Raw genomic sequence first — 19,949 nt, 5'->3', positions numbered from 1 at the left:
AGCATGGCGAGGAAGATCGCACCTTGGAGGCCGCCATGCTGACCGACGACGACCTGCTGCACCTGCGCCGCTGCGTGGAGTTGGCCGCCGCGGCGCTCGACGCGGGCGACGAGCCGTTCGGATCGGTGCTGGTGGCCGCCGACGGCACCGTGCTCGCCGAGGACCACAACCACGTCGCCGCCGGCGACCAAACCCAGCATCCGGAGTTCGCGCTGGCTCGCTGGGCGGCGGCCAACCTGAGTCCCGGAGACCGGGCCGCCGCGACCGTCTACACCTCGGGCGAGCACTGCCCGATGTGCGCCGCCGCGCACGGCTGGGTGGGGCTCGGCCGCATCGTCTACGCGAGCTCCTCCGAGCAGCTGGCCGGCTGGCTGGCCGAGCTGGGTGTCCCGGCGCCTCCCGTCCGGACCCTGCCGATCAACGACGTCGTGCCGGGCGTCGAGGTGGCGGGGCCCGTGCCCGGCCTCGCGGACGAGGTGCGGGAGCTCCTGCGCAGGTTCCACCGCGCGTCCTGACCGCCAAACCGTAACCGCCAGACCGTAACCGCCAACCTGCCCATCAGGACCGGCCCGACAGAACCGGCCCGACAGAACCGGCCCGTCAGGACCGGCGCGTCAGGACCGGCCCGACACGAGGGAGGTGGCCGGCTCGCGCAGGGTCCCCGACAGCAGCCAGGCCAGGGCCGGGAACACGACCAGGACCGACAGGGCCAGGCGCAGCGAGGTGGCCTCCGCCAGCGCGCCGATCAGCGGGCTGGTCAGGCCGCCCGCGCTGACCGCCAGCCCGAGCGTGACCCCGCTGGCCGTGCCCACCCGGCGGGGCAGGTAGTCCTGGCCCAGCGTCACGTGCAGGGAGAAGGGCGCGTACAGGAAGATCGACGTGGCCGCGACGAAGAGGTAGGCCGCGTAGCCGGGCACGAGCACGATCCCGGCGAGGGCCGGGACACTGGCCGCGTACGCCAGCCGCATGGTGCGGATCCGGCCCCAGCGGGCCGCCAGCTTCCCGCCGAGCACGGTGCCCAGGGCGCCGCCCGCGAACAACACGAACAGCGCCACCGCGCCCGCCGCGCCACCGCCCAGGTAGAGGGCGATGAACGCGCTCAGCCCCACGTACACGACGGACCGGAAGACGATGACCAGCGTGAGGCGGATGAACGACGGCCAGTCGTCCCGCCCCGGGGCGTGCGACGCCGCGCGGCCCATGGCCTCGCGTCCGGCCAGCGCGCGGATCACGGTCAGCGTGAGCAGCGCGCCCGCCAGGGCCGGCACCACCAGAAGCGGCGAGGCGCCCAGCCCGCCCAGCGACAGCAGCGGCGTCACGATGATGGGCGCGCTCGCGAAGCCGAGCGTGCCGCCCAGGGAGAACCAGCTCATCCGCACGTGGCTGCCCTCGCTGGCGACGCGGGCCAGGCGCGCGGCCTCCGGGTGGTACGCCGCCACGCCCAGCCCCGACAGGGCCACGGCCAGCCAGGTCAGCACGTACGAGCCGGAGACGCCGCTGAGCGCGACCCCCAGGCCGGCCGTCGTCATGCTGACCGGGATCAGCCACGGCATCCGCCACCTGTCGGTCAGCGCGCCGAACACCGGCTGGACGACCGAGGACAGCAGCGTGGCAGCCAGCACGACTCCGGACGCCGCCACGTATCCGTAACCGCGCTCCAGCACCAGGAACGGCACGAGAGCGGGCACCGCGCCCTGGTAGACGTCCACGCTCCCGTGGCCGATGGCCAGCATGACGACCCTGTTCACCTTCACGGTTCGATCGTCACCGCCGGCCACCTGGCCTGCTTCCGATAAAATGCCAATCTATGACGGTAATCCGCCACCTGCCGGAGGCGCCCACGGGACGACGGCCCCTGGCTCCGGGCACGGGGATCGACGCCCACCGGCACGACACCCACCAGATCATCTACGCCTGCCGGGGCATGGTCTCGGTCACCACCGGCGCCGGCACCTGGGTCGCCCCGGCCAACCGGGCGATCTGGATCCCGGCGGGGACCGTGCACGAGCACCGCGCCCACGGCCGCACCGACCTGCGCCTGGTGGGGCTGCCCGTCACCGACGACCCCCTCGGCCTGGCCCGGCCCGCCGTGCTGGCCGTCGGCCCGCTGCTGCGGGAGCTGATCATCGCCTACACCGACCACTCCGGCGCCACCGGCACCGGCAGACCCGAGCCCGGCGGACCCGAGCCCGGCAGAACCGAGCCCGGCAGAACCGGGCTCGACGGGTCCGAGGCCGACAGGTCCGAGCCTGGCGGACCCGAGCCCAGCCGACCCGAACTCGGCGGGTCCGGGGCCAGCGGGTCCGGGGCCGGCGGTGGGGGTGAGCGGGGGCGGCTGCGGGCGGTGCTGCTCGACCAGCTCCGCCACTCCCCCGAGCAGCCGTTCCACCTGCCCACGGCCAGTGACCCCCGGCTGGCGGCCGTCTGTGCGATCCTGCACGACGACCCGGCCGACGGCCGCACGCTCGCCCAGTTGGGCGCGGCCGCGGGCACCAGCGCCCGGACGCTGGCCAGGCTCTGCCGCGGCGAGCTCGGCATGAGCTTCCCGCAGTGGCGCACGCAGTTGCGGCTGCACCACGCGCTGCTCCTGCTCGCCGACGGCACCGCGGTGACGACCGTGGCGCATCGCTGCGGCTGGGCCTCGGCCAGCGCGTTCATCGACGCGTTCCGGCGGGCGCTGGGGTACACCCCGGGCAAGGCCTTTACATTGTAGATTCGCTACAATGCCGCCCTCGGACTTCGGAAGGGATCGACGACGTGAGCAAGGCGAAGGCCCAGGGGGGCACTCCGGCCACGGTGGCGCTGACCAAGGCCAAGGCCGCGTTCACGCTCCACCCCTACGAGCATGACGCCGGCGCCCAGGCCTACGGCGAGGAGGCCGCCGACGCGCTCGGCGTGCCGTACGAGAGGATCTTCAAGACGCTGGTGGCCGAGGTGGAGAGCGGGCTCGCCGTGGCCGTCGTGCCGGTGGCGGGCAAGCTCGACCTCAAGGCGCTGGCCGCGGCGCTGGGCGGCAAGCGGGCCGCGATGGCCGACGCGGCCAGGGTGGAGCGGGTGACCGGCTACGTGGTCGGCGGCATCAGCCCGCTCGGCCAGCGCAAGGCGCTGCCGACCGTGGTCGACTCGTCCGCGCTGGAGTTCGACACGATCTACTTCTCGGCCGGTCGGCGCGGGCTGCAGATCGAGACCGCCCCGGCCAACCTCGTCGCCCTGACCCGAGCCGTCACCGCCCCCATCGGCAAACACTGACCCGCGGCGATGACGCCGCCCGCAAGCAGACGCTGACCCACGGGCGATGACGCCACCCTGCGGGCAAGCGCTGACCCCGCGCGGCGATGACGCCGCCCGCAAGCAGACGCTGTCCCGCACGGCGATGACGCCGCCCTGCGGGCAGGAGCCGACTCTGGCGGGACGCGGGTGCGCCGCGATCCGCGACGGGCCGCGGCGCGTTCAGGGAGTGACCGGTCAGCGTGGAGGGCGGTCGTCGCGCGGGGAGCGCGGGAGGCGGCGTCCGTCCGGGAAGCGGTGCGGGGGGCGCCAGCCGGCGTGGTTGCCGCGCCGGTGCCTCAACCAGCGCTCGAACCAGTCGCGACGGCGGGCGCCCGCGTGGCCGATGCCGGCCTCCCGGCGCTTCTCCGCCTCCTCGGCCTCCTTCAGCCCGGGAGTGAAGCCACCGCCGAAGCGGCCCATGTCGGGGCCGGGGAATCCGCGCGCCGGAGTGTTGCGCAGCGCCGCCTGCATGGAGTCCACCCAGATCGGCCCCGGCAGCGACGCCCCCTGCACCGAGCCGTAGTAGTCGTCGCCGATCTGCACGTTCTGCAACGGGAACCGGTAGGAGCCCCGGATGTCGCCCATGCTCACGGCTGCCGCCAGGTCCGGGGTGTAGCCGGCGAACCAGGCCGAGGTGTAGCCGTTGTTGGTGCCGGTCTTGCCCGCCGCCGGCCGGCCGATGCTCTGGCCGCGCATGGTGCCCTGGGTGAACACCCCGGACAGGACGTAGTTGACGGCGTCGGCGACCTCCGGGTCGAGGACCTGCTCGCAGGCGGGCGGCACCCGCGTGCGCACGCCGTCCCGGCCGACGATCTCCACGATGGCCAGCGGGCGGCAGTACTTTCCCCTGGCCGCGAACGTGGCGAACGCCGCCGCCACCGTCACCGGGTCCATCTCGTTGATCCCCAGCGTGAACGTCGGCACCTCGCGCAGCGGCTTGCCGTCGGCCCGGGTGATGCCGAGCGCCTTGGCGGTTTTGACCACGTTGCAGAGGCCGACCTTGCGCTCCAGCATCATGTAGAAGATGTTCACCGATTTCCAGGTGCCGGTCGACAGGCTGTGCGGGCCGCCGCTGCCCTCGCCGCCGGCGTTGTAGACGGTCGCCCGCGGGTCGTTGACGGGCCGCCCGCCGCAGTCGCGGTAGCCCTGCGACGGCACCAGCGAGCCGGGCGTCTGGAAGCCCTGGCCGAACCTCCACCCCTGCTTCAGCGCGGTGGCCAGCGTGAACGCCTTGAACGTGGAGCCCGCCTGGAAGCCCATGCCGCCGCCGTGCGCCACGTCCGCCGCCAGGTTGAACGTCGTCTTGGGCCCGTTCTTCCGGTCGCCCGGGTTGCGGCCGAATTCCTTGCTGGCCGCCATCGCCCTGATCCGCCCGGTGTTCGGGGAGACCATGGCCTCGGCGGCCACCTCGGTGTCCTCGGGATGGACCCGCCGGCGGATCGCGTCCTCGGCGGCCCGCTGCGCCACCGGGTCGAGGCTGGTCCTGATCACCAGCCCGCCCCTGGCCATCCTGGTCCGCCGCTCGGCCGCGGTGTTGCCGAACACCGGGTTAGTGAGCAGTTCACGCTGCACGTACAGGCAGTAGAAGGGGTAGAGGCTCTGGCCGCACCCTCCCGGCTCCGGCCGGAGCTTGATGTCGAGCCTGCTCCGCTTGGCGGTCTCGGCCTCCCGGTGGCTGATCAGTCCCAGACCGGACATCCGGTCGAGCACGATGTCCCGTCGTTCCTTCAGCCGTGCCTGCTTGGCCTTGCCCAGCGAGGGGTCGGTGGAGTACGGCATGCGGACGGCGCCGGCGAGGGTGGCCGCCTGGGTCAGGGTCAGGTCGGCGGCCGTGGTGGAGAAGAAGCGCCTGGCGGCGGCCTCGACGCCGTGCGCGCCCGCGCCGAAGTAGGCGATGTTGAGGTACTTCTCCAGGATCTGGTCTTTGGTGTATTTCTTCTCCAGGGCCAGCGCCAGCCGCAGCTCGGTGATCTTGCGGCCCACGCTGGGGGCCCGTGCCCGGTCGCGCTCCTCCTCCGTGTGGGCGCTTTCGACCAGGATGTTCTTCACCAGCTGCTGGGTGAGCGAGGAGCCGCCCTGCCTGATGCCGCCGGCCTGGGTGTTGGTGAGCAGCGCCCGGAACGTGCCCTTGACGTCGAGGCCGCCGTGCTCGTAGAAGCGGGCGTCCTCGATGGCCACGATCGCCCGGCGCATCACGGGCGCCACCTTCGACAGCGTCACCGTCGTCCGGTTGGCCTCGTAGAACTGGGCGAACGTCTTGCCGGTCCGGTCCCGCAGCCGGGTGACCTGGGCCAGTGGTTCCTCACGCGGGGCGGGCGGCAGGTCGACGAAGACGTCCGCGACGCTCTTGGCGGCGATGCCCGCCCCGCTCACCGCTGGCGCGGCCATTGCCGCCGCGAGCACCCCGCAGAGGGCCCCCGCCACGCCGAGCCCGCCGATGGATCTGAGCACACTCACTCAGGTGATCTGCGACCGGCAGATCACCGGTAAACGCCCAGTGCCGACTCCTTTACCGTTCTCGACGGATGTTCAGACCAAGCAACGCGAACTGCTCGAACGGGCGGTGATACCCGCGTTCGATGTGGTGTACGCCACGCAACGTGGAAACGTCGTCGGCCACCGCCGCGGCCAGCACGGCCGAGAACCCCGCCCTGATGTCGGGCAGCGTGACGTCGGCGCCCCTCAGCCGAGAGACGCCGCGCACCACCGCGGAGTGCTTGGCGTTGGTGTCGTGGTAGCGGCAGGCGGGGCCGCCCAGGCACTGGTCGAACACCTCGATCTCGCAGCCCATCTTCTGCAGCGCGGGCACGTACACCAGGCGGTTCTCGAAGACCGTCTCGTGCAGCACCGACATGCCCTGGCTCTGCGTGAACAGCACCATGAGCGGCGTCTGCCAGTCGGTCATGAACCCGGGATGGGTGTCGGTCTGCACGGCGGCCGCGCGCAGTCCCTCGGGCGGGGCCGTGGCGCACAGGTACTCGTCGTTGATGGCGAACTGGGCGCCCATCCTGGCCAGCGTGGTGATCGCGGTGACCAGCCGGTCCTGCGGGCAGCCGTGCACCCGCACCTCGCCGCCGGTGATCAGGCCCGCGACCAGGTAGGAGAACGCCTCGATGCGGTCGCCCGCCAGCCAGGTGGACGCGCCGCGCAGCCGTTCGACGCCCTCGATCACGATCCTGCGGTCGGGTGACAGCTCGATCCGGGCGCCCATCCGCTGCAGGAACAGCGCCAGCTCCACCACCTCGGGCTCCATCGCGGCGTTCTTCACCACCGTCTTGCCCTCGGCCAGCACCGCGGACATCAGGATCGTCTCGGTGGCGCCGACGCTCGGGTAGGGCAGCTCCAGCCTGGTGCCGTTCAGCCGCTTGGCCTTGGCGTAGATGCCGGTGTCGCCGATCTCCACCTCGGCGCCCATCGCGCGCAGCGCCTCGACGTGGAAGTTCACCGGCCGCCGCCCGATGGGGTCGCCGCCGACCAGCGGCACGAACGCCTCGCCCGCCAGATGCAGCAGGGGGCCGAGCATCAGGATCGGGATGCGGTTCAGGCCGGTGAACGCGTCGGGCACGCGCGGCAGGATCTCCGGGCCCTGCTCGATGCGGATCTCCTTCCTGGTGATCTCGACGTTGATGCCCAGCGCCTTCAGCATCTCCGCCGTGATGCCCACCTCTCCCACCTCGGGGACGTTGTGGATGCTGCTCTCGCCGCTGCCCAGCATGGCGGCCACCATGTGCTTGGACACGGCGTTCTTGGAGCCGCGGACTTCGACGTCTCCCCGGAGCGGGCCGGAGGGTTCGATCAGCCAGACCTCTTCTTGAATCACGAAGCGAGCCTAACCGGGAGATACCATCAAGCTGATCCTGACGCGGACGGTGAAGGAGAGTGGCGTGGCGAGGCATGTGCGGCCGTTCGCGGTGACCGTCCTCGCCCTCGCCGCGGCGGCCGTGCTCGCCGGACTGCTCTGGTCGTGGCTGTCTCCCCGCGTGCCCTACCAGATCACGGAGCGGGGGCTGGTGCTGGCCGACCCGTCCACGCAGGCGCTGATCGCCGCCGACGGCTGGTTCGCGGTGATCACCGGCGGGCTCGGGCTGGTCTGCGGGGCGGTGGGCTGGTATCTCGGCCGGCGCCACCAACTGGCCGTGCTGCTGGGGCTCTGCGCGGGCGGGGTGCTCGGCTCTTTCGTCACGTTCTGGGTGGGTTCGACGTTCACGCTGGGCGTGGTCACCGTCGAGGCGGCGGGGCAGCCCGGGGTCACGATCGTGCCCGGCGTACTGGCGCTGACCGCCTCCGGCGTGCGGGTGACCTGGCCGCTCTGCGCGGTCGGCTTCTTCGGGCTGCTGGAGGGCATGAACGGCTACCGCGAGTCGCCGCTGCGCAAGCCATATGGGATCGGCTAGAGGGGCGGGCGGCGCTCGCCGTACCGGGTGGCCTGTTCGAACGCGTGGGCCACGCGCAGCACCCTGGCGTCGGCGAACGGCCGGCCGACGATCTGCACCCCGACCGGCAGCCCCGACGGCGTGAACCCGGCCGGGACCGAGGCGGCGGGCGCGTGCAGGACGCTGATCCAGTAGGCGGAGCGCATCCACGACAGGTAGTCGGGCAGCCGCACCCCGTTGATCTCGCTGACGTGCGGCTGCTCGACCGGGAACGGCGGCACCTGGCTGACCGGCGCGATCAGGACGTCGTAGGTGTCGAAGAAGGCGGCCATCCGCTGGTAGAGGCCGCTGCGCAGCCGCTCGGCCCGGGCCAGGTCGGCCCCGGTGACCCGGCGTCCCTGCTCGACGTTCCAGGCGGTGTTGGGCCCGAGGCCGTTCAGCTCACCGAAGGACAGGGCGTAGAACCAGGCGCGGTAGACGCGGAAGGCGTCGTCGGCGTCGGACAGGTCGAGGTCGACCTGCTCGACGCGCGCGCCCAGCCGTTCGAACACGCCGGGCGCGGTCGCCGTCACGGCCGCGGTCTCGGGGTCCACCGGCAGCCCGCCGAGATCGGGGCTCCAGGCCACCCGCAGCCCCGCGACGCCCCGCTCGGGATCGGGGCTGAAGCCCTCCGTGATCGAGTAGGGGGATCGCGGGTCGAAGCCGGCGACGGCCTCCAGCATCAGGGTCAGGTCTCCGACGGTCCTGGCCATCGGCCCCGGCACGGACAAGGTGTACCAGGCGGCGATCTCGGACGGCGCGGGCACCCGCCCGGGGGTCGGCCGGAGCCCGGCCACGTTGCAGAACGAGGCCGGATTGCGCAGGGAGCCGCCCATGTCGGAGCCGTCGGCCAGCGGCACCATGCCGGCCGCCAGGGCCGCCGCCGCCCCGCCGCTGCTGCCTCCGGCGGACCTGGACAGGTCGTAGGGGTTGCGGGTGGCCCCGAACACCTCGTTGACCGTGTGGGACCCGGTGCCGAACTCGGGGGTGTTGGTCTTGCCCACGGTGATGGCCCCGGCTCGCCTGAGCCGCTCGACGATCAGGTCGTCCTTGTCGGGGACGTTGCCGGAGTAGAGCGGCGACCCGTACGTGGTGCGGATGCCCGCCGTGCTGGCCAGATCCTTGTGCGCCACCGGGACCCCGTGCAGCGGCCCGTCGGGCTCGCGCGCGTCGGCGGCCTTGGCGGCGTCGAGCGCCTGCTCGGCGACCAGCGTCACGATCGCGTTGACCCGCGGATTGACCTGCTCGATCCGGTCGAGATGCGCCTGCGTCAACTCGACGGCGCTGATCTGCCGGGTCCTGACGAGGCGGGCCATCTCGGCGGCGGTCAGGTAGCAAAGCTCGCTCACATGCCCATCCTCCCCCACCGGCTCGGCCCCGGACGATGGCGAGGGTTGCCAGGTCCGGGGCCGCCGGCGAGCAAAAGCCCCCGCGCGGTGCGGAGCTCAGGCGCCCAGGCAGGCCGGGCCGAGCAGTTGCTTCAGGTCGCCCATGAGCGCCGGCGACGGCGTCACCCGGAGGCGGTCCTCGACCCGCATGACGGTCGTCTTGGGGCCGTTGTGCACCTGCAGGTGGACCTCGGAGGTGCCCGGATGGGTGCTGAGGATCTCCTTGAGGCGGCCGACGACCGGCGCGGTGCACCGGTTGAGCGGCAGGCTCACCAGCAGCGGGCCGCCCGCCTCCTGTGTGAGGTCGGGCGCGGTCACCTCCATGGCGATGACCTTGGCGACGTCCTCGCGCTTGTCGACGCGGCCCTTGACGAAGACGATCGCGTCCTCGGCCAGGATCGTCGAGCACAGCTGGTAGGCCGACGGGAAGATCATCACCTCGATGGCGCCCTCAAGGTCCTCCAGCTGGGTGAGCACCCAGGTGTCGCCCTTCTTGGTGACCTTGCGCTGCACCCCGCTCAGGATGCCGCCCACCGTGACGATCTGGCCGTCGGGGCGGCTGTCGTCCTGGAGGGCGGCGATCGAGCAGTCGGCCCCCGAGGCCAGGATGTGCTCGACGCCGAACAGCGGATGGTCGGAGACGTACAGGCCGAGCATCTCCCGCTCGAACTGCAGCAGGGTGTTCTTGTCCCACTCGCCCACCGGGATCTGCACGTCGAACGTCTGGTCCTCGCCGTCCTCGATCGCGCCGAACAACGAGTCCTGGCCGATGGCCTCGTTCTTCTTGATGTCGATGATCGCGTCGACGGCCTGCTCGTGCACCATGACCAGGCCCTTGCGGACGTGGCCCAGCGAGTCGAAGGAGCCGGCCTTGATCAGCGACTCGATCACCCGCTTGTTGCAGACGATCGCCGGGACCTTGCGCAGGAAGTCTTTGAAGTCGGCGAAGCGGCCCTTCTCCCGGCGGGCGGAGATGACGCCGTCGACGACGTTGCCGCCCACGTTGCGCACCGCCGACAGGCCGAAGCGGATGTCGGTGCCGCGCGGGGTGAAGTCGAAGTCGGAGTCGTTGACGTCCGGCGGGAACACCTTGATGCCCATGCGGCGGCACTCGTTGAGGTAGAGGGCCGACTTGTCCTTGTCGTCCTTGACACTCGACAGCAGCGCGGCCATGTAGGCGGCCGGGTGGTTGGCCTTGAGGTAGGCGGTCCAGTAGGAGACCAGGCCGTAGGCCGCGGAGTGGGCCTTGTTGAAGGCGTAGTCGGAGAACGGCAGCAGGATGTCCCACAGCGTCTTGATCGCCTCGGCGGAGTAGCCGTTGGCCTTCATGCCGGCCTCGAAGGACTCGAACTGTTTGTCCAGCTCGGCCTTCTTCTTCTTGCCCATCGCGCGGCGCAGCAGGTCGGCCTTGCCGAGCGAGAACCCGGCGACCTTCTGCGCGATGGCCATGACCTGCTCCTGATAGACGATCAGGCCGTAGGTCGTGTCGAGGATCTCGCCCAGCGACTCCTTGAACTCCGGGTGGATCGGGGTGATCTCCTGCTGGCCGTTCTTGCGCAGCGCGTAGTTGGTGTGGGAGTTGGCCCCCATCGGGCCGGGCCGGTAGAGGGCGCCGACGGCGGAGATGTCCTCGAAGTTGTCGGGCTTCATCAGCCGCAGCAGCGAGCGCATGCCGCCGCCGTCGAGCTGGAACACGCCCAGCGTGTCGCCCCGGCCGAGCAGCTCGTAGGTCTTGCGGTCGTCGAGCGGCAGCTTGAGCAGGTCGATCGACTCGCCGGCGGTCGACTCGATCATCTTGAGGCAGTCGTCGATGATCGTGAGGTTGCGCAGGCCCAGGAAGTCCATCTTCAGCAGGCCGAGCGTCTCGCAGGTCGGGTAGTCGAACTGCGTGATGATGGCGCCGTCGGAGTCGCGGCGCATGATCGGGATGTAGTCGGTGATCACCTCTGATGACATGATCACGCCGGCGGCGTGCACGCCGGTCTGCCTGATCAGGCCCTCCAGGCCCTTGCCGAGGTCCATCGTCGCCTTGACGTCGACGTCCTCCTCGTAGAGCCTGCGCAGCTCGCCCGCCTCGTCGTAGCGGGGGTGGTCCTTGTCGAAGATCCCGGCCAGCGGGATGTCCTTGCCCATCACCGCGGGCGGGAACGCCTTGGACACCTTGTCGCCGAGCGCGTAGGGATAGCCGAGGACGCGGCCGGCGTCCTTGATGGCGGCCTTCGCCTTGATGGTGCCGAACGTGGCGATCATGGCGACCTTGTCGGCGCCCCACTTCTCGGTCACGTAGCGGATCACGTCGGCCCGCCTGCGCTCGTCGAAGTCGATGTCGACGTCGGGCATGGAGACGCGGTCGGGGTTGAGGAACCGCTCGAAGATCAGGCCGTGCGGCAGCGGGTCGAGGTCGGTGATGCCCATCGCGTAGGCCACCAGCGAGCCGGCGGCCGAGCCTCGGCCCGGCCCGACGCGGATGCCGTTTTCCTTGGCCCACATGATGAAGTCGGCGACCACGAGGAAGTAGCTCGGGAAGCCCATCTGCTCGATGATGCCGATCTCGTAGTCGACCTGCCGGCGGTGCTCGTCGTCGTAGCCCTGCGGCCAGCGGCGGTCCATGCCCTCCCAGACCGTCTTGCGGAAGAACGCCTGCTCGGTCAGGCCGTCGGGGATCGGGTAGGTCGGCATGAGGTTCTTGAACTCGAAGAACCCGCTCGGATCGACCTTCTCGGCCACCAGCAGCGTGTTGCGGCAGCCCTCCGCCCACAGGTCGGAGGTGTCGACCGCGCGCATCTCGTCGGCGGTCTTGATGTAGTAGCCGCTGCCGTCGAAGCGGAACCGGTCGGGGTCGGACAGCTGCTTGCCGGTCTGGATGCACAGCAGGGCGTCGTGCGAGGCCGAGTCGGACTCGTAGGTGTAGTGGGAGTCGTTGGTGACCAGCGGCGGGATGCCGAGCTCCTTGCTGATGCGGGTCAGCCCGTCGCGGACCCGGCGCTCGATGTCGAGCCCGTGGTCCATGATCTCCAGGTAGAAGTTGTCCTTGCCGAAGATGTCCTGGAACTTCGCCGCGGCCTTGAGCGCCTCGTCGTACTGGCCGAGCCGGAGCCTGGTCTGCACCTCGCCCGACGGGCAGCCGGTGGTGGCCATCAGGCCCTCGGCGTGCTCGGCCAGGATCTCCGCGTCCATCCGCGCCCACTTGCGGACGAACCCCTCGGTGTAGGCGCGCGAGGACAGCCGCATCAGGTTGTGCAGGCCGGCCTTGTCGCGCGCCCAGATCGTCATGTGGGTGTAGTAGCCGCCCGCCGAGACGTCGTCGCGCTTTTGGTGGGGCTCGCCCCACAGCACCGGCTTCTTGTTGTGGCGCAGCTCGGGGGCCACGTAGGCCTCGATGCCGATGACCGGCTTGATGCCCGCCCCGGTCGCCTGCTTGTAGAAGTCGTAGGCGCCGTGCAGGTTGCCGTGGTCGGTGATCGCGATCGCGGGCATACCCAGGTCGCCGACCTGCTTGAACATCTGCTTGAGGCGTGCGGCCCCGTCGAGCATGGAGTATTCGGTGTGCACGTGCAGATGGACGAACGAGTCGCTGGACGACATGGAGCGGCGCCTCCCGGTCTGTTGTGGTGTGCGCTCCGACTCTAGTGGTCCCCACCGACATCTCGCCTGCCGTACGGGACGGCGTGCCGACCTCGCCGGGAGGCATGTCCCGGTTATCGTCATCTTTACGGAGAGTGACGAAAGGGACACCCGATGCGTACGGAAAGCGACGAAGGGTACCGGCATTCGCTGGGCAACCGCCAGGTCCAGATGATCGCCATCGGCGGGGCCATCGGCGTCGGCCTGTTCCTCGGCGCGGGCGGGCGGCTGGCCGCGACCGGTCCCGCGCTCATGATCTCCTATGCCGCCGCCGGGCTGGCCGCCTTCTTCGTCATGCGGGCGCTCGGCGAGCTGGTGCTCTACCGGCCGGTGTCGGGCTCGTTCGTCGAGTACGCCGGCGAGTTCATCGGCCCGTGGGCGGCGTTCGCCAGCGGCTGGATGTACTGGATCAACTGGGCCTTCACCGGCATCGCCGAGCTGGTGGCGATCGCCGCCTACGTCTCCTACTGGGCCCCGGGCTTCCCGCAGTGGCTCACCGCGCTGATCGCGCTGACGTTCGTGCTGGTGGTCAACCTGCTGTCGGTCAGGCTCTTCGGCGAGCTGGAGTTCTGGTTCGCGATGCTCAAGGTGCTGGCCATCGTCACCTTCCTGGTGGTCGGCCTGGCGCTGGTGCTCTTCTCCGTGGGCCAGGCCGGGCCGCAGAACCTCGTCGCACACGGCGGCTTCTTCCCCACCGGCGCCCCGCTCGTGCTGATGAGCCTGCAGTCGGTGGTGTTCGCGTACGCCTCGATCGAGCTGGTCGGCATCACCGCGGGCGAGACGGCCAGGCCGCACGAGGTCATGCCGAAGGCGATCAACGGGGTGGTGTGGCGCATCGCGATCTTCTACGTGGGGTCGGTGGTGCTGCTGGCCATGGTGCTGCCGTGGACCGCCTACCGGGCCGGCACCTCGCCGTTCGTGACGGTCTTCGACGGCCTGGGCGTGCCGTGGGCGGCCGACGCGATGAACCTCATCGTGATCACCGCCGCGCTCTCCTCCTGCAACTCCGGCCTGTACGCCACGGGCCGCATCCTGCGCTCGATGGCCCGCAAGCGGGAGGCTCCGGGCTTCACCGGGACCCTCAGCTCCAGGCACGTGCCGATCGGCGGCATCGTGTTCACGGCCGCGATGTTCCTCGGCGGCGTGGCCCTGTTCTACTTCCTGCCCGAGCGGGCGTTCAACATCGCCACCGCCGTCGCCTCGCTGGGCGTGATCACCACCTGGGGCACCCTGGTCTACTGCCAGCTGCGGCTGCGCAGGTCGGGGCACCGCTCGGCGTTCCCCATGCCGGGCAGCCCCTACACGAACTGGCTGACGCTCGCCTTCCTGGCGCTGGTCGTGCTGCTGATGCCGTTCGCGGACGAGGACCAGCGCGTGGCCTTCTACCTGCTGCCGGTGCTGGTGGCGGCGATCGCGCTCGGCTGGGCGGCGCTCAGGAGGCGGCGTGCGGCCACGGTGATCGAACCCGTCGCCGACCCGGCCGTGAATCCCGCCGAGTGAACGCGGGCTGATCGCCCGGCTGACCGGCGGCCCGGGCGTACGAGCCGCGACGTTCGGGGCCCGTCGTCCACCTCACCGGCGGGCGCGGTCCTCCGCCAGGTGCAGGCCCGCTTCGATGACCGCGTTCATGACCGGCGCCAGCCGCTCCTCTCCCAGCTCGGGCGCGCGGCGCGCCATGCGGGCCACGAGGTCGCGCTCGCGCCCCGGGTCGCGGCCCGCGAAGCCGCCGACCGGCTTGAGCGTCTGGACGATCCCGGCCAGCGCGGCCCGCCGCTCCAGCAGCGTGGCCAGCGCCGCGTCCACCCGGTCGATCGCCTCCCTGCACTCCGGCAGCGTGGCGGGCGTCTCGGGCCGCAGCAGCGCCCCGACCAGCGTCACGGCCTCCTCCGCCACGCGCATCGCCTCCCCTGCCATCGCGCCCCGCGCCGTCTCTCCGGCCGTACGGTCAGCCGTCGCGTCGTCGCCCGGATGGGAAGCACGGGGAACCGGCGGGCCGGCGATGAGCAAGTGGTCCAGCACCAGTCCGTCAGCGCCCGCCGAGAGGGAGCGGTCCGGCGCCGGTCCATCGGCCCCCGCCGAGAGGGAGTGGTCCAGCACCAGTCCGTCGGCGCCCGCCGCGACGGCCGCCGCCGACAGGCCGGCGTCGGCCGACACGTCGGCGAGCACCGGGCGGCCGGACGCCGTCCGGGCGGCCCGGAGCAGCCCGAGGTTCAACCGGCCGCCCTCGCACAGGATCACCTGGTCACCGCCCTCGGCCGCGCAGTAGTCGGCCAGTCCGAGCCACTCCTCCAGCGACGCCGAGGGGCGGCGCTCGACCACCACCGGCAGCCCCAGCCCGGCCGCGGCGCGCACCAGCGGGATGTCACGCGTCCACGCCGCCCCCACCACCACCGCGTCGGCCCGCGCCGCGATCACGGGCAGGTCGGCCGCGCAGGACGGCTCCACCAGCGTGGCCCGCTCGCGCAGGACCTCCCCGGCCGGGCCCCGGCGCTCCCGCAGGCTCACCCGGCCGCCGATCACCACGGCCGCTCCCGCGCCCACGCGCAGCCCGCCCACGGTGACGACGTGCCGTTCCAAGGTCGATGACATCTCGGCTCCTCGCTCGGGCCGGCCCGCTGGAGCCGGCAGAAACCAAAAAGGCAGAGACGAGGCGTCTCTGCCTGTTGCCGACTCCAGGTGGTCGCTAGCGGACGACCGGCCCTCCCGGAGCCGGCTCGGTAAACGCGTAGCGACAAGTCATGTCAGAACCTTACACCGGTCATCCACGTGCTGGACTCCCCTTCTCATATGGCGGACTGTCCTTGCGGCGAGTCGCCGTTGATCCCTCGCTATGGGAGTATTTCTTGGCCTAGAGGGAGGGTTTGAGGCCGTTGATGTCGGATCGCAAGCGTGACGGACGCCGCATCGCCGGCCGTTACCAGCTGCAGGAGCCCATTGGCAAGGGCGGCATGGGCATCGTCTGGCGAGCCCATGACGAGCTCCTTGACCGCGTGGTCGCGGTCAAGGAGGTCCGTTACGCCGCCGCCCTGGGCGACGAGGTGCAGCTGCTCAACCGCCGTACGATGCGCGAGGCGAGGGCCGCGGCCAGGTTCGAGCACCCCAACGTGATCGTCGTGCACGACGTGATCGAGGAGGACGACCGGCCGTGGATCGTCATGCAGCTGGTCCCCTCGCGCTCCCTGGGCGCGGTGATCAAGCAGGACGGGCCGTTGCCCCACAAGAAGGTGGCCGAGATCGGCCTCGCGGTGCTCGACGCGCTGCACCGCGCGCACGAGTCGGGCGTGCTGCACCGTGACGTCAAGCCGGAGAACGTCCTGCTGGCCGACGACGGCCGGGTGGTCCTCACCGACTTCGGCATCGCCACGCTGGAGACCGAGACACAGCTCACGGTGACGGGCCTGGCCGGCACTCCGGCGTTCATCGCGCCCGAGCGGCTCAAGGGGCTGCCCGCGCGGCGCGAGTCCGACCTGTGGTCGCTGGGCGCGACGCTCTACACGGCGGTGGAGGGCCGCTCGCCGCACGAGCGCGGCATGGCGCTGGCGACCATGCACGCCGTGCTGACCGACGAGCCCGATCCCGCGCCGCACGCGGGGCCGCTCGCCGAGGTGATCAGCGGCCTGCTGGCCAAGGAGCCGGTCCAGCGGCCCTCCTACGAGGAGACGACCCAGCTGTTGCGCCGGGTCATCACCCAGGCGAGTCCGCCGCCGACCATGCGGATGCCCGCGCAGCCGCCCGCCGACACACGCGGCCGGCGGATCCCCGTGCAACGGGACCCGGCCGAGGACGACACCCCGACCGACCCCGATCTGGTCCTCCCGGCCGGACAGTCCACCCAGCGCGCCCGGCCCGCGCCGCCGGAGACCGGCGCGCGGCTCGGCCCGGCGCCCGGGAAGCCCGCCGAGCCGACCGGTCCCACCATGGAGTCCGGCGGCTCGGGAGGCGGCCGGCGGCTCGGGCCGATCCTCGCGGCGGCCGGCGCGGTCGTCCTCGTCGCGGGCGTGGGCGGCTACCTCGGCCTGCACTCCGCCCCCGACCCGGGCTCCGGCCGGACCCACACGTCGGCCGACCCCTCCTCCCCTCCGGCGTCTCCCTCCGCCAGTGGGTCCACGTCGCAGAGCACCACGCCCGGCGAGTCGGCGAGCCCCGATCCCAGCCCCAGTCCGGCCCCGTCGTCCGGCCCGACGGCGTCGGCCGCCACGCTGCCCAGCGGCTGGAAGATGTACAAGGACAAGATGGGCTTCTCCATCGGCCTGCCGAAGGGCTGGAAGGAATACACCCGCAACGGCGCCCAGGTGTTCTTCCGCGGTCCGGGGGCGGCGTCCAACGCCTTCCTGATGATCGAGGAGGCACGTAAGCCGGGCTCCGACCCGTACAAGGACTGGAAGGAGCAGGAGCCGGGGGCCAGGGGCCGGTTCGGCGGCTACAAGCTGATCGACATCAAGAAGGTCGACTACATGAAGGCCGCCGCCGACTGGGACTTCACCTGGAACACCAACACCGGCAAGACCCGGGTCCGCAATCGCGGCTTCCTTACCGAGAACGGCCGTGGCTATGCCATTTACTGGCACAACCTGAACAGCCGCTGGAAAAAGGACAAGCACTTCTTCGACACGTTCGCCGCGACGTTCAAACCCGCCAAGTAGGCTGCGCCGCGTGGAAAGGCGGATCAACGGCCGATACCGGCTCATCGAGCCGCTCGGCGAGGGCGGCATGGGCGTCGTCTGGCGTGCCTACGACGAGCTGCTCGACCGTACGGTGGCGATCAAGGAGGTCCGCTACACCGGTGTCGGCGACGCCCAGCTGGCCGACCTCAACCGCAGGACGATCAGGGAGGCCAGGGCGGCGGGCCGGCTCGACCACCCGTCGGTGATCGTCATCCACGACGTCGTGGAGGAGGACGGCCTCCCATGGATCGTGATGCAGCTGGTCAAGTCACGTTCGCTGGCCGAGGTGGTCCGCGAGCGCGGGCCGTTGACGGTCGGGCAGGCCGCGGTGATCGGCGGCCGGGTGCTCGACGCGCTGCGGGCCGCCCACGCGACGGGGGTCCTGCACCGTGACGTCAAGCCGGAGAACGTCCTGCTGGCCGACGACGGCCGGGTGGTCCTCACCGACTTCGGCATCGCCTCGCTGGAGGCCGAGGCGGGCCTGACCGCCACCGGCGGCCTCGTGGGCACACCCGCCTACATGCCGCCCGAACGCCTCCACGGGGAGCCCGCGAGGCCCGAGTCCGACCTGTGGTCGCTGGGCGCGACGCTCTACACCGCGGTGGAGGGAGCGCCGCCGTACAAACGCGACTCGTGGGCGGCGACGGTCGCGGCGGTGCTGCGTGACGAGCCCGCCCCGCCCACGCGGGCGGGCGCGCTCCGTCCCGTGATCATGGGGTTGCTCACCCGCGACCCCCGCGCCCGGATGGGCGCCGACGAGGCCGCCGCGCTGCTGCGGAAGGCGTTCGGCGAGGGCGGCACCACGGTCCCCGTCCAGACGCGACCCCGGCGGGGCGGCGCGCGCCCGGTCGTCGTGGCCTCGGTCCTGGCCGCGACGGCGGCACTGGCCACGGGCGCCGTGCTGGCGATCCGCTGGGCGGGCGCACCGGACCCGGGCGCCGCCACCCTCTCGACCACCACCCCTCAGACGGGACACCCCGCCACCGGCGTGCCCATCCCCACCACGCAGGGCTCCACCGGACCGACTCCCACCGGGGCCACTCCCACCGGGGCGGCCACCAGCGCACCGGCGTCCGCGAGGCCCACCCCGCCCGCGACCGGCCGGCAGGTGCCCGACGGCTGGCGCGCCTACCGCGACACGGCCGGCCGGTTCTCGATCGCCGTTCCCCACGGCTGGCAGGCCACGAAGCACCCCGTGAGAGACAGCGTCAGCGTGACAAGGCCCGGCTCGCCGGGAACCCTGATCGTCGAGTGGACCGTTCCCGAGCGCCCCTGGACCGACCCGGTGCGCCACTGGAAGGACCTGGAGAAGGTGATCCAGGACCGGGGCGAGTTCACCGGCTACCGGCGCCTCGCCATCGATCCCACGACCTACCTCGGCCGTCCCGCGGCCGACTGGGAGTTCACCAGGCTGCGCGACGGCGCCCTGATCCACGTGATCAACCGCGGATTCCGCACCGCCGACGGCCGGATGTACGCCATCTACTGGGAGACCACCCACTCCCGCTGGCCGCGAGAGCGCCGCTATTTCGACACGTTCGCGCAGACGTTCAGGCCGTCCTGAAGGCCCCGCGGACGCACGGCTGAGGATTCCGGACAGCACATAACCTGTGTCACATGGAACAAACAGGGCATCGTTCGGCCGCCATCCGGGACGGTCTGGGGGTGGGCCTGGCCGTGGGGCTGTCCGGGCTGGCCTTCGGCGCGGCAGCGATCACCGCCGGGCTGAGCGTGGCGCAGGCGTGCGTGCTCAGCCTGCTGACGTTCACCGGCGCCTCGCAGTTCGCGCTGGCCGGAGCGGTGGGCGCGGGCGGCAACCTGGCCGCCGCCGCCGCGGGCGCGCTGCTGCTCGGCGGCCGTAACACCCTGTACGGCCTGCGCATGGCCGACCTGCTGCGGGTACGCGGGCCGCGCAGGCTGCTGGCCGCGCACGGCGTGATCGACGAGACGGCCGCCGTCACCCTCGCCCAGCCGACCCCCGCCGCCGCCCGAGTCGGGTTCACGGCCACGTTCGCCAGCCTGTACGTGGCCTGGAACCTCACCACGCTCGGCGGAGCGCTCGGCACGTCGTTCCTCGGCGACCCGGGCGTGCTGGGGCTGGACGTGGTCGGCCCCGCCACGTTCCTGGCGATCCTGTGGCCGAGGCTGGCCGGGAGCGCGGAGCTGCGGTGGCTGGCGCTGGGCGGCGCGGCGATCGCGCTCACCGCCACCCCGTTCCTCCCGCCGGGCGTCCCGGTGCTGCTGTCGGCCGCGGCCGTGCTCGTGGTGATGGCGCGATGACGCTGTGGTGGGCCATCGCCGCCGTCTGCCTGGGCTGCTACGCGCTGAAACTGGCCGGGCTCGCGGCGCCGCGGCGGATCCTCGACCATCCGGTGGTGAGCCGCTTCGCCGAGCTGGTGCCGGTGGCGCTGCTGGCCGCGCTCATCGCCGTGCAGATGTTCAGCGAGAACGGCGGGCTGCACATCGACCCGGCCCGCACGGCCGGGCTGGGCGCGGCCGTGGTCGCGCTCCTGCTCCGCGCGCCCTTTCTCGTCGTCCTGGCCACGGCGGCCGTGGTTACCGCGCTTGTCCGGAGCTTTCTCGGGTAGTCG

The 19,949-nt window shown here is 71.8% G+C and carries 15 protein-coding genes; 9 read left to right on the top strand and 6 right to left on the bottom strand.

What is annotated here, in order from left to right; genetic code table 11:
• Positions 1–35 precede the first annotated feature (35 nt).
• The gene (locus tag AB0C16_RS22630) at positions 36–515 is read left to right on the top strand and encodes a nucleoside deaminase (RefSeq protein ID WP_357685869.1); all 480 of its coding nucleotides are present in this window, start codon (positions 36–38) and stop codon (positions 513–515) included.
• A gap of 99 nt (positions 516–614) precedes the next feature.
• Here the strand turns inward: AB0C16_RS22630 and AB0C16_RS22625 are convergent, their stop codons facing one another.
• Positions 615–1,754: an MFS transporter gene (locus AB0C16_RS22625; protein ID WP_357685868.1), complete on the bottom strand. Its 1,140-nt coding sequence runs from the start codon at positions 1,752–1,754 to the stop codon at positions 615–617.
• 53 nt (positions 1,755–1,807) lie between these two features.
• Between AB0C16_RS22625 and AB0C16_RS22620 the strand changes: the two genes are divergently transcribed.
• Entirely contained in the window at positions 1,808–2,713 is a 906-nt protein-coding gene (locus AB0C16_RS22620; protein ID WP_357685867.1) for a helix-turn-helix transcriptional regulator, read from the top strand.
• Between the two features lie 44 nt (positions 2,714–2,757).
• Entirely contained in the window at positions 2,758–3,249 is a 492-nt protein-coding gene (gene ybaK, locus AB0C16_RS22615; protein ID WP_357685866.1) for a Cys-tRNA(Pro) deacylase, read from the top strand.
• Positions 3,250–3,465: 216 nt separating this feature from the next.
• On the opposite strand, the gene AB0C16_RS22610 is transcribed toward ybaK, so the two are convergent.
• Positions 3,466–5,727, bottom strand: coding sequence for a transglycosylase domain-containing protein (locus AB0C16_RS22610; protein ID WP_357685865.1), 2,262 nt, complete (start codon positions 5,725–5,727; stop codon positions 3,466–3,468).
• Between the two features lie 52 nt (positions 5,728–5,779).
• A complete protein-coding gene (murA, locus tag AB0C16_RS22605) occupies positions 5,780–7,090 on the bottom strand; it encodes a UDP-N-acetylglucosamine 1-carboxyvinyltransferase (protein ID WP_357685864.1) in 1,311 nt (436 codons plus the stop codon).
• A 64-nt stretch (positions 7,091–7,154) separates the two neighbouring features.
• On the opposite strand from murA, the gene AB0C16_RS22600 reads away from it, so the two are divergent.
• Entirely contained in the window at positions 7,155–7,664 is a 510-nt protein-coding gene (locus AB0C16_RS22600; RefSeq protein WP_357685863.1) for a hypothetical protein, read from the top strand.
• Here AB0C16_RS22600 and AB0C16_RS22595 read toward each other — a convergent pair.
• Together AB0C16_RS22595 and dnaE are read right to left on the bottom strand one after the other, a co-directional pair.
• Positions 7,661–9,031 carry an amidase gene (locus AB0C16_RS22595; RefSeq protein ID WP_357685862.1) on the bottom strand — a complete coding sequence of 457 codons (1,371 nt, stop codon included), beginning with the start codon at positions 9,029–9,031 and terminating at the stop codon, positions 7,661–7,663. The two genes, AB0C16_RS22600 and AB0C16_RS22595, sit on opposite strands and share 4 nt — an antisense overlap.
• Positions 9,032–9,127: 96 nt before the next feature.
• Positions 9,128–12,655: a DNA polymerase III subunit alpha gene (dnaE, locus tag AB0C16_RS22590; RefSeq protein WP_357685861.1), complete on the bottom strand. Its 3,528-nt coding sequence runs from the start codon at positions 12,653–12,655 to the stop codon at positions 9,128–9,130.
• 153 nt (positions 12,656–12,808) lie between these two features.
• Here dnaE and AB0C16_RS22585 point away from each other — a divergent pair, with 153 nt between their 5' ends.
• On the top strand, positions 12,809–14,194 hold the full coding sequence (locus AB0C16_RS22585) for an amino acid permease (RefSeq protein ID WP_357685860.1): 1,386 nt from the start codon (positions 12,809–12,811) through the stop codon (positions 14,192–14,194).
• 72 nt (positions 14,195–14,266) lie between these two features.
• On the opposite strand, the gene AB0C16_RS22580 is transcribed toward AB0C16_RS22585, so the two are convergent.
• On the bottom strand, positions 14,267–15,283 hold the full coding sequence (locus AB0C16_RS22580) for a chorismate mutase (RefSeq protein ID WP_357685859.1): 1,017 nt from the start codon (positions 15,281–15,283) through the stop codon (positions 14,267–14,269).
• A 284-nt stretch (positions 15,284–15,567) separates the two neighbouring features.
• Here AB0C16_RS22580 and AB0C16_RS22575 point away from each other — a divergent pair, with 284 nt between their 5' ends.
• Genes AB0C16_RS22575 through AB0C16_RS22560 form a run of 4 tightly spaced genes read left to right on the top strand, consistent with a single transcriptional unit; the run spans position 15,568 to position 19,946 of the window.
• Positions 15,568–17,337: a protein kinase gene (locus tag AB0C16_RS22575; protein ID WP_357685858.1), complete on the top strand. Its 1,770-nt coding sequence runs from the start codon at positions 15,568–15,570 to the stop codon at positions 17,335–17,337.
• Between the two features lie 10 nt (positions 17,338–17,347).
• On the top strand, positions 17,348–18,922 hold the full coding sequence (locus AB0C16_RS22570) for a protein kinase (protein WP_357685857.1): 1,575 nt from the start codon (positions 17,348–17,350) through the stop codon (positions 18,920–18,922).
• Positions 18,923–18,975: 53 nt separating this feature from the next.
• Positions 18,976–19,638, top strand: coding sequence for an AzlC family ABC transporter permease (locus tag AB0C16_RS22565; RefSeq protein WP_357685856.1), 663 nt, complete (start codon positions 18,976–18,978; stop codon positions 19,636–19,638).
• Entirely contained in the window at positions 19,635–19,946 is a 312-nt protein-coding gene (locus tag AB0C16_RS22560) for an AzlD domain-containing protein (protein WP_357685855.1), read from the top strand. The genes AB0C16_RS22565 and AB0C16_RS22560 overlap by 4 nt, the downstream gene beginning before the upstream one ends.
• The last annotated feature ends 3 nt before the right edge of the window (positions 19,947–19,949 follow it).

Origin of the sequence: Nonomuraea sp. NPDC048916, from assembly GCF_040649575.1 — a bacterium.
Classification (GTDB): domain Bacteria; phylum Actinomycetota; class Actinomycetes; order Streptosporangiales; family Streptosporangiaceae; genus Nonomuraea.
This window is presented reverse-complemented; position numbering and strand designations above follow the sequence as displayed.

What these genes read in the sequence shown, in the direction of transcription:
- AB0C16_RS22585 (WP_357685860.1), top strand. Translation starts at nt 12,809, where the DNA reads ATGCGTACGGAAAGCGACGAAGGGTACCGGCATTCGCTGGGCAACCGC.
- AB0C16_RS22620 (WP_357685867.1), top strand. Translation starts at nt 1,808, where the DNA reads ATGACGGTAATCCGCCACCTGCCGGAGGCGCCCACGGGACGACGGCCC.
- AB0C16_RS22565 (WP_357685856.1), top strand. Translation starts at nt 18,976, where the DNA reads ATGGAACAAACAGGGCATCGTTCGGCCGCCATCCGGGACGGTCTGGGG.
- AB0C16_RS22580 (WP_357685859.1), bottom strand. Translation starts at nt 15,283, where the DNA reads ATGTCATCGACCTTGGAACGGCACGTCGTCACCGTGGGCGGGCTGCGC.
- AB0C16_RS22575 (WP_357685858.1), top strand. Translation starts at nt 15,568, where the DNA reads ATGTCGGATCGCAAGCGTGACGGACGCCGCATCGCCGGCCGTTACCAG.
- AB0C16_RS22630 (WP_357685869.1), top strand. Translation starts at nt 36, where the DNA reads ATGCTGACCGACGACGACCTGCTGCACCTGCGCCGCTGCGTGGAGTTG.
- AB0C16_RS22560 (WP_357685855.1), top strand. Translation starts at nt 19,635, where the DNA reads ATGACGCTGTGGTGGGCCATCGCCGCCGTCTGCCTGGGCTGCTACGCG.
- dnaE (WP_357685861.1), bottom strand. Translation starts at nt 12,655, where the DNA reads ATGTCGTCCAGCGACTCGTTCGTCCATCTGCACGTGCACACCGAATAC.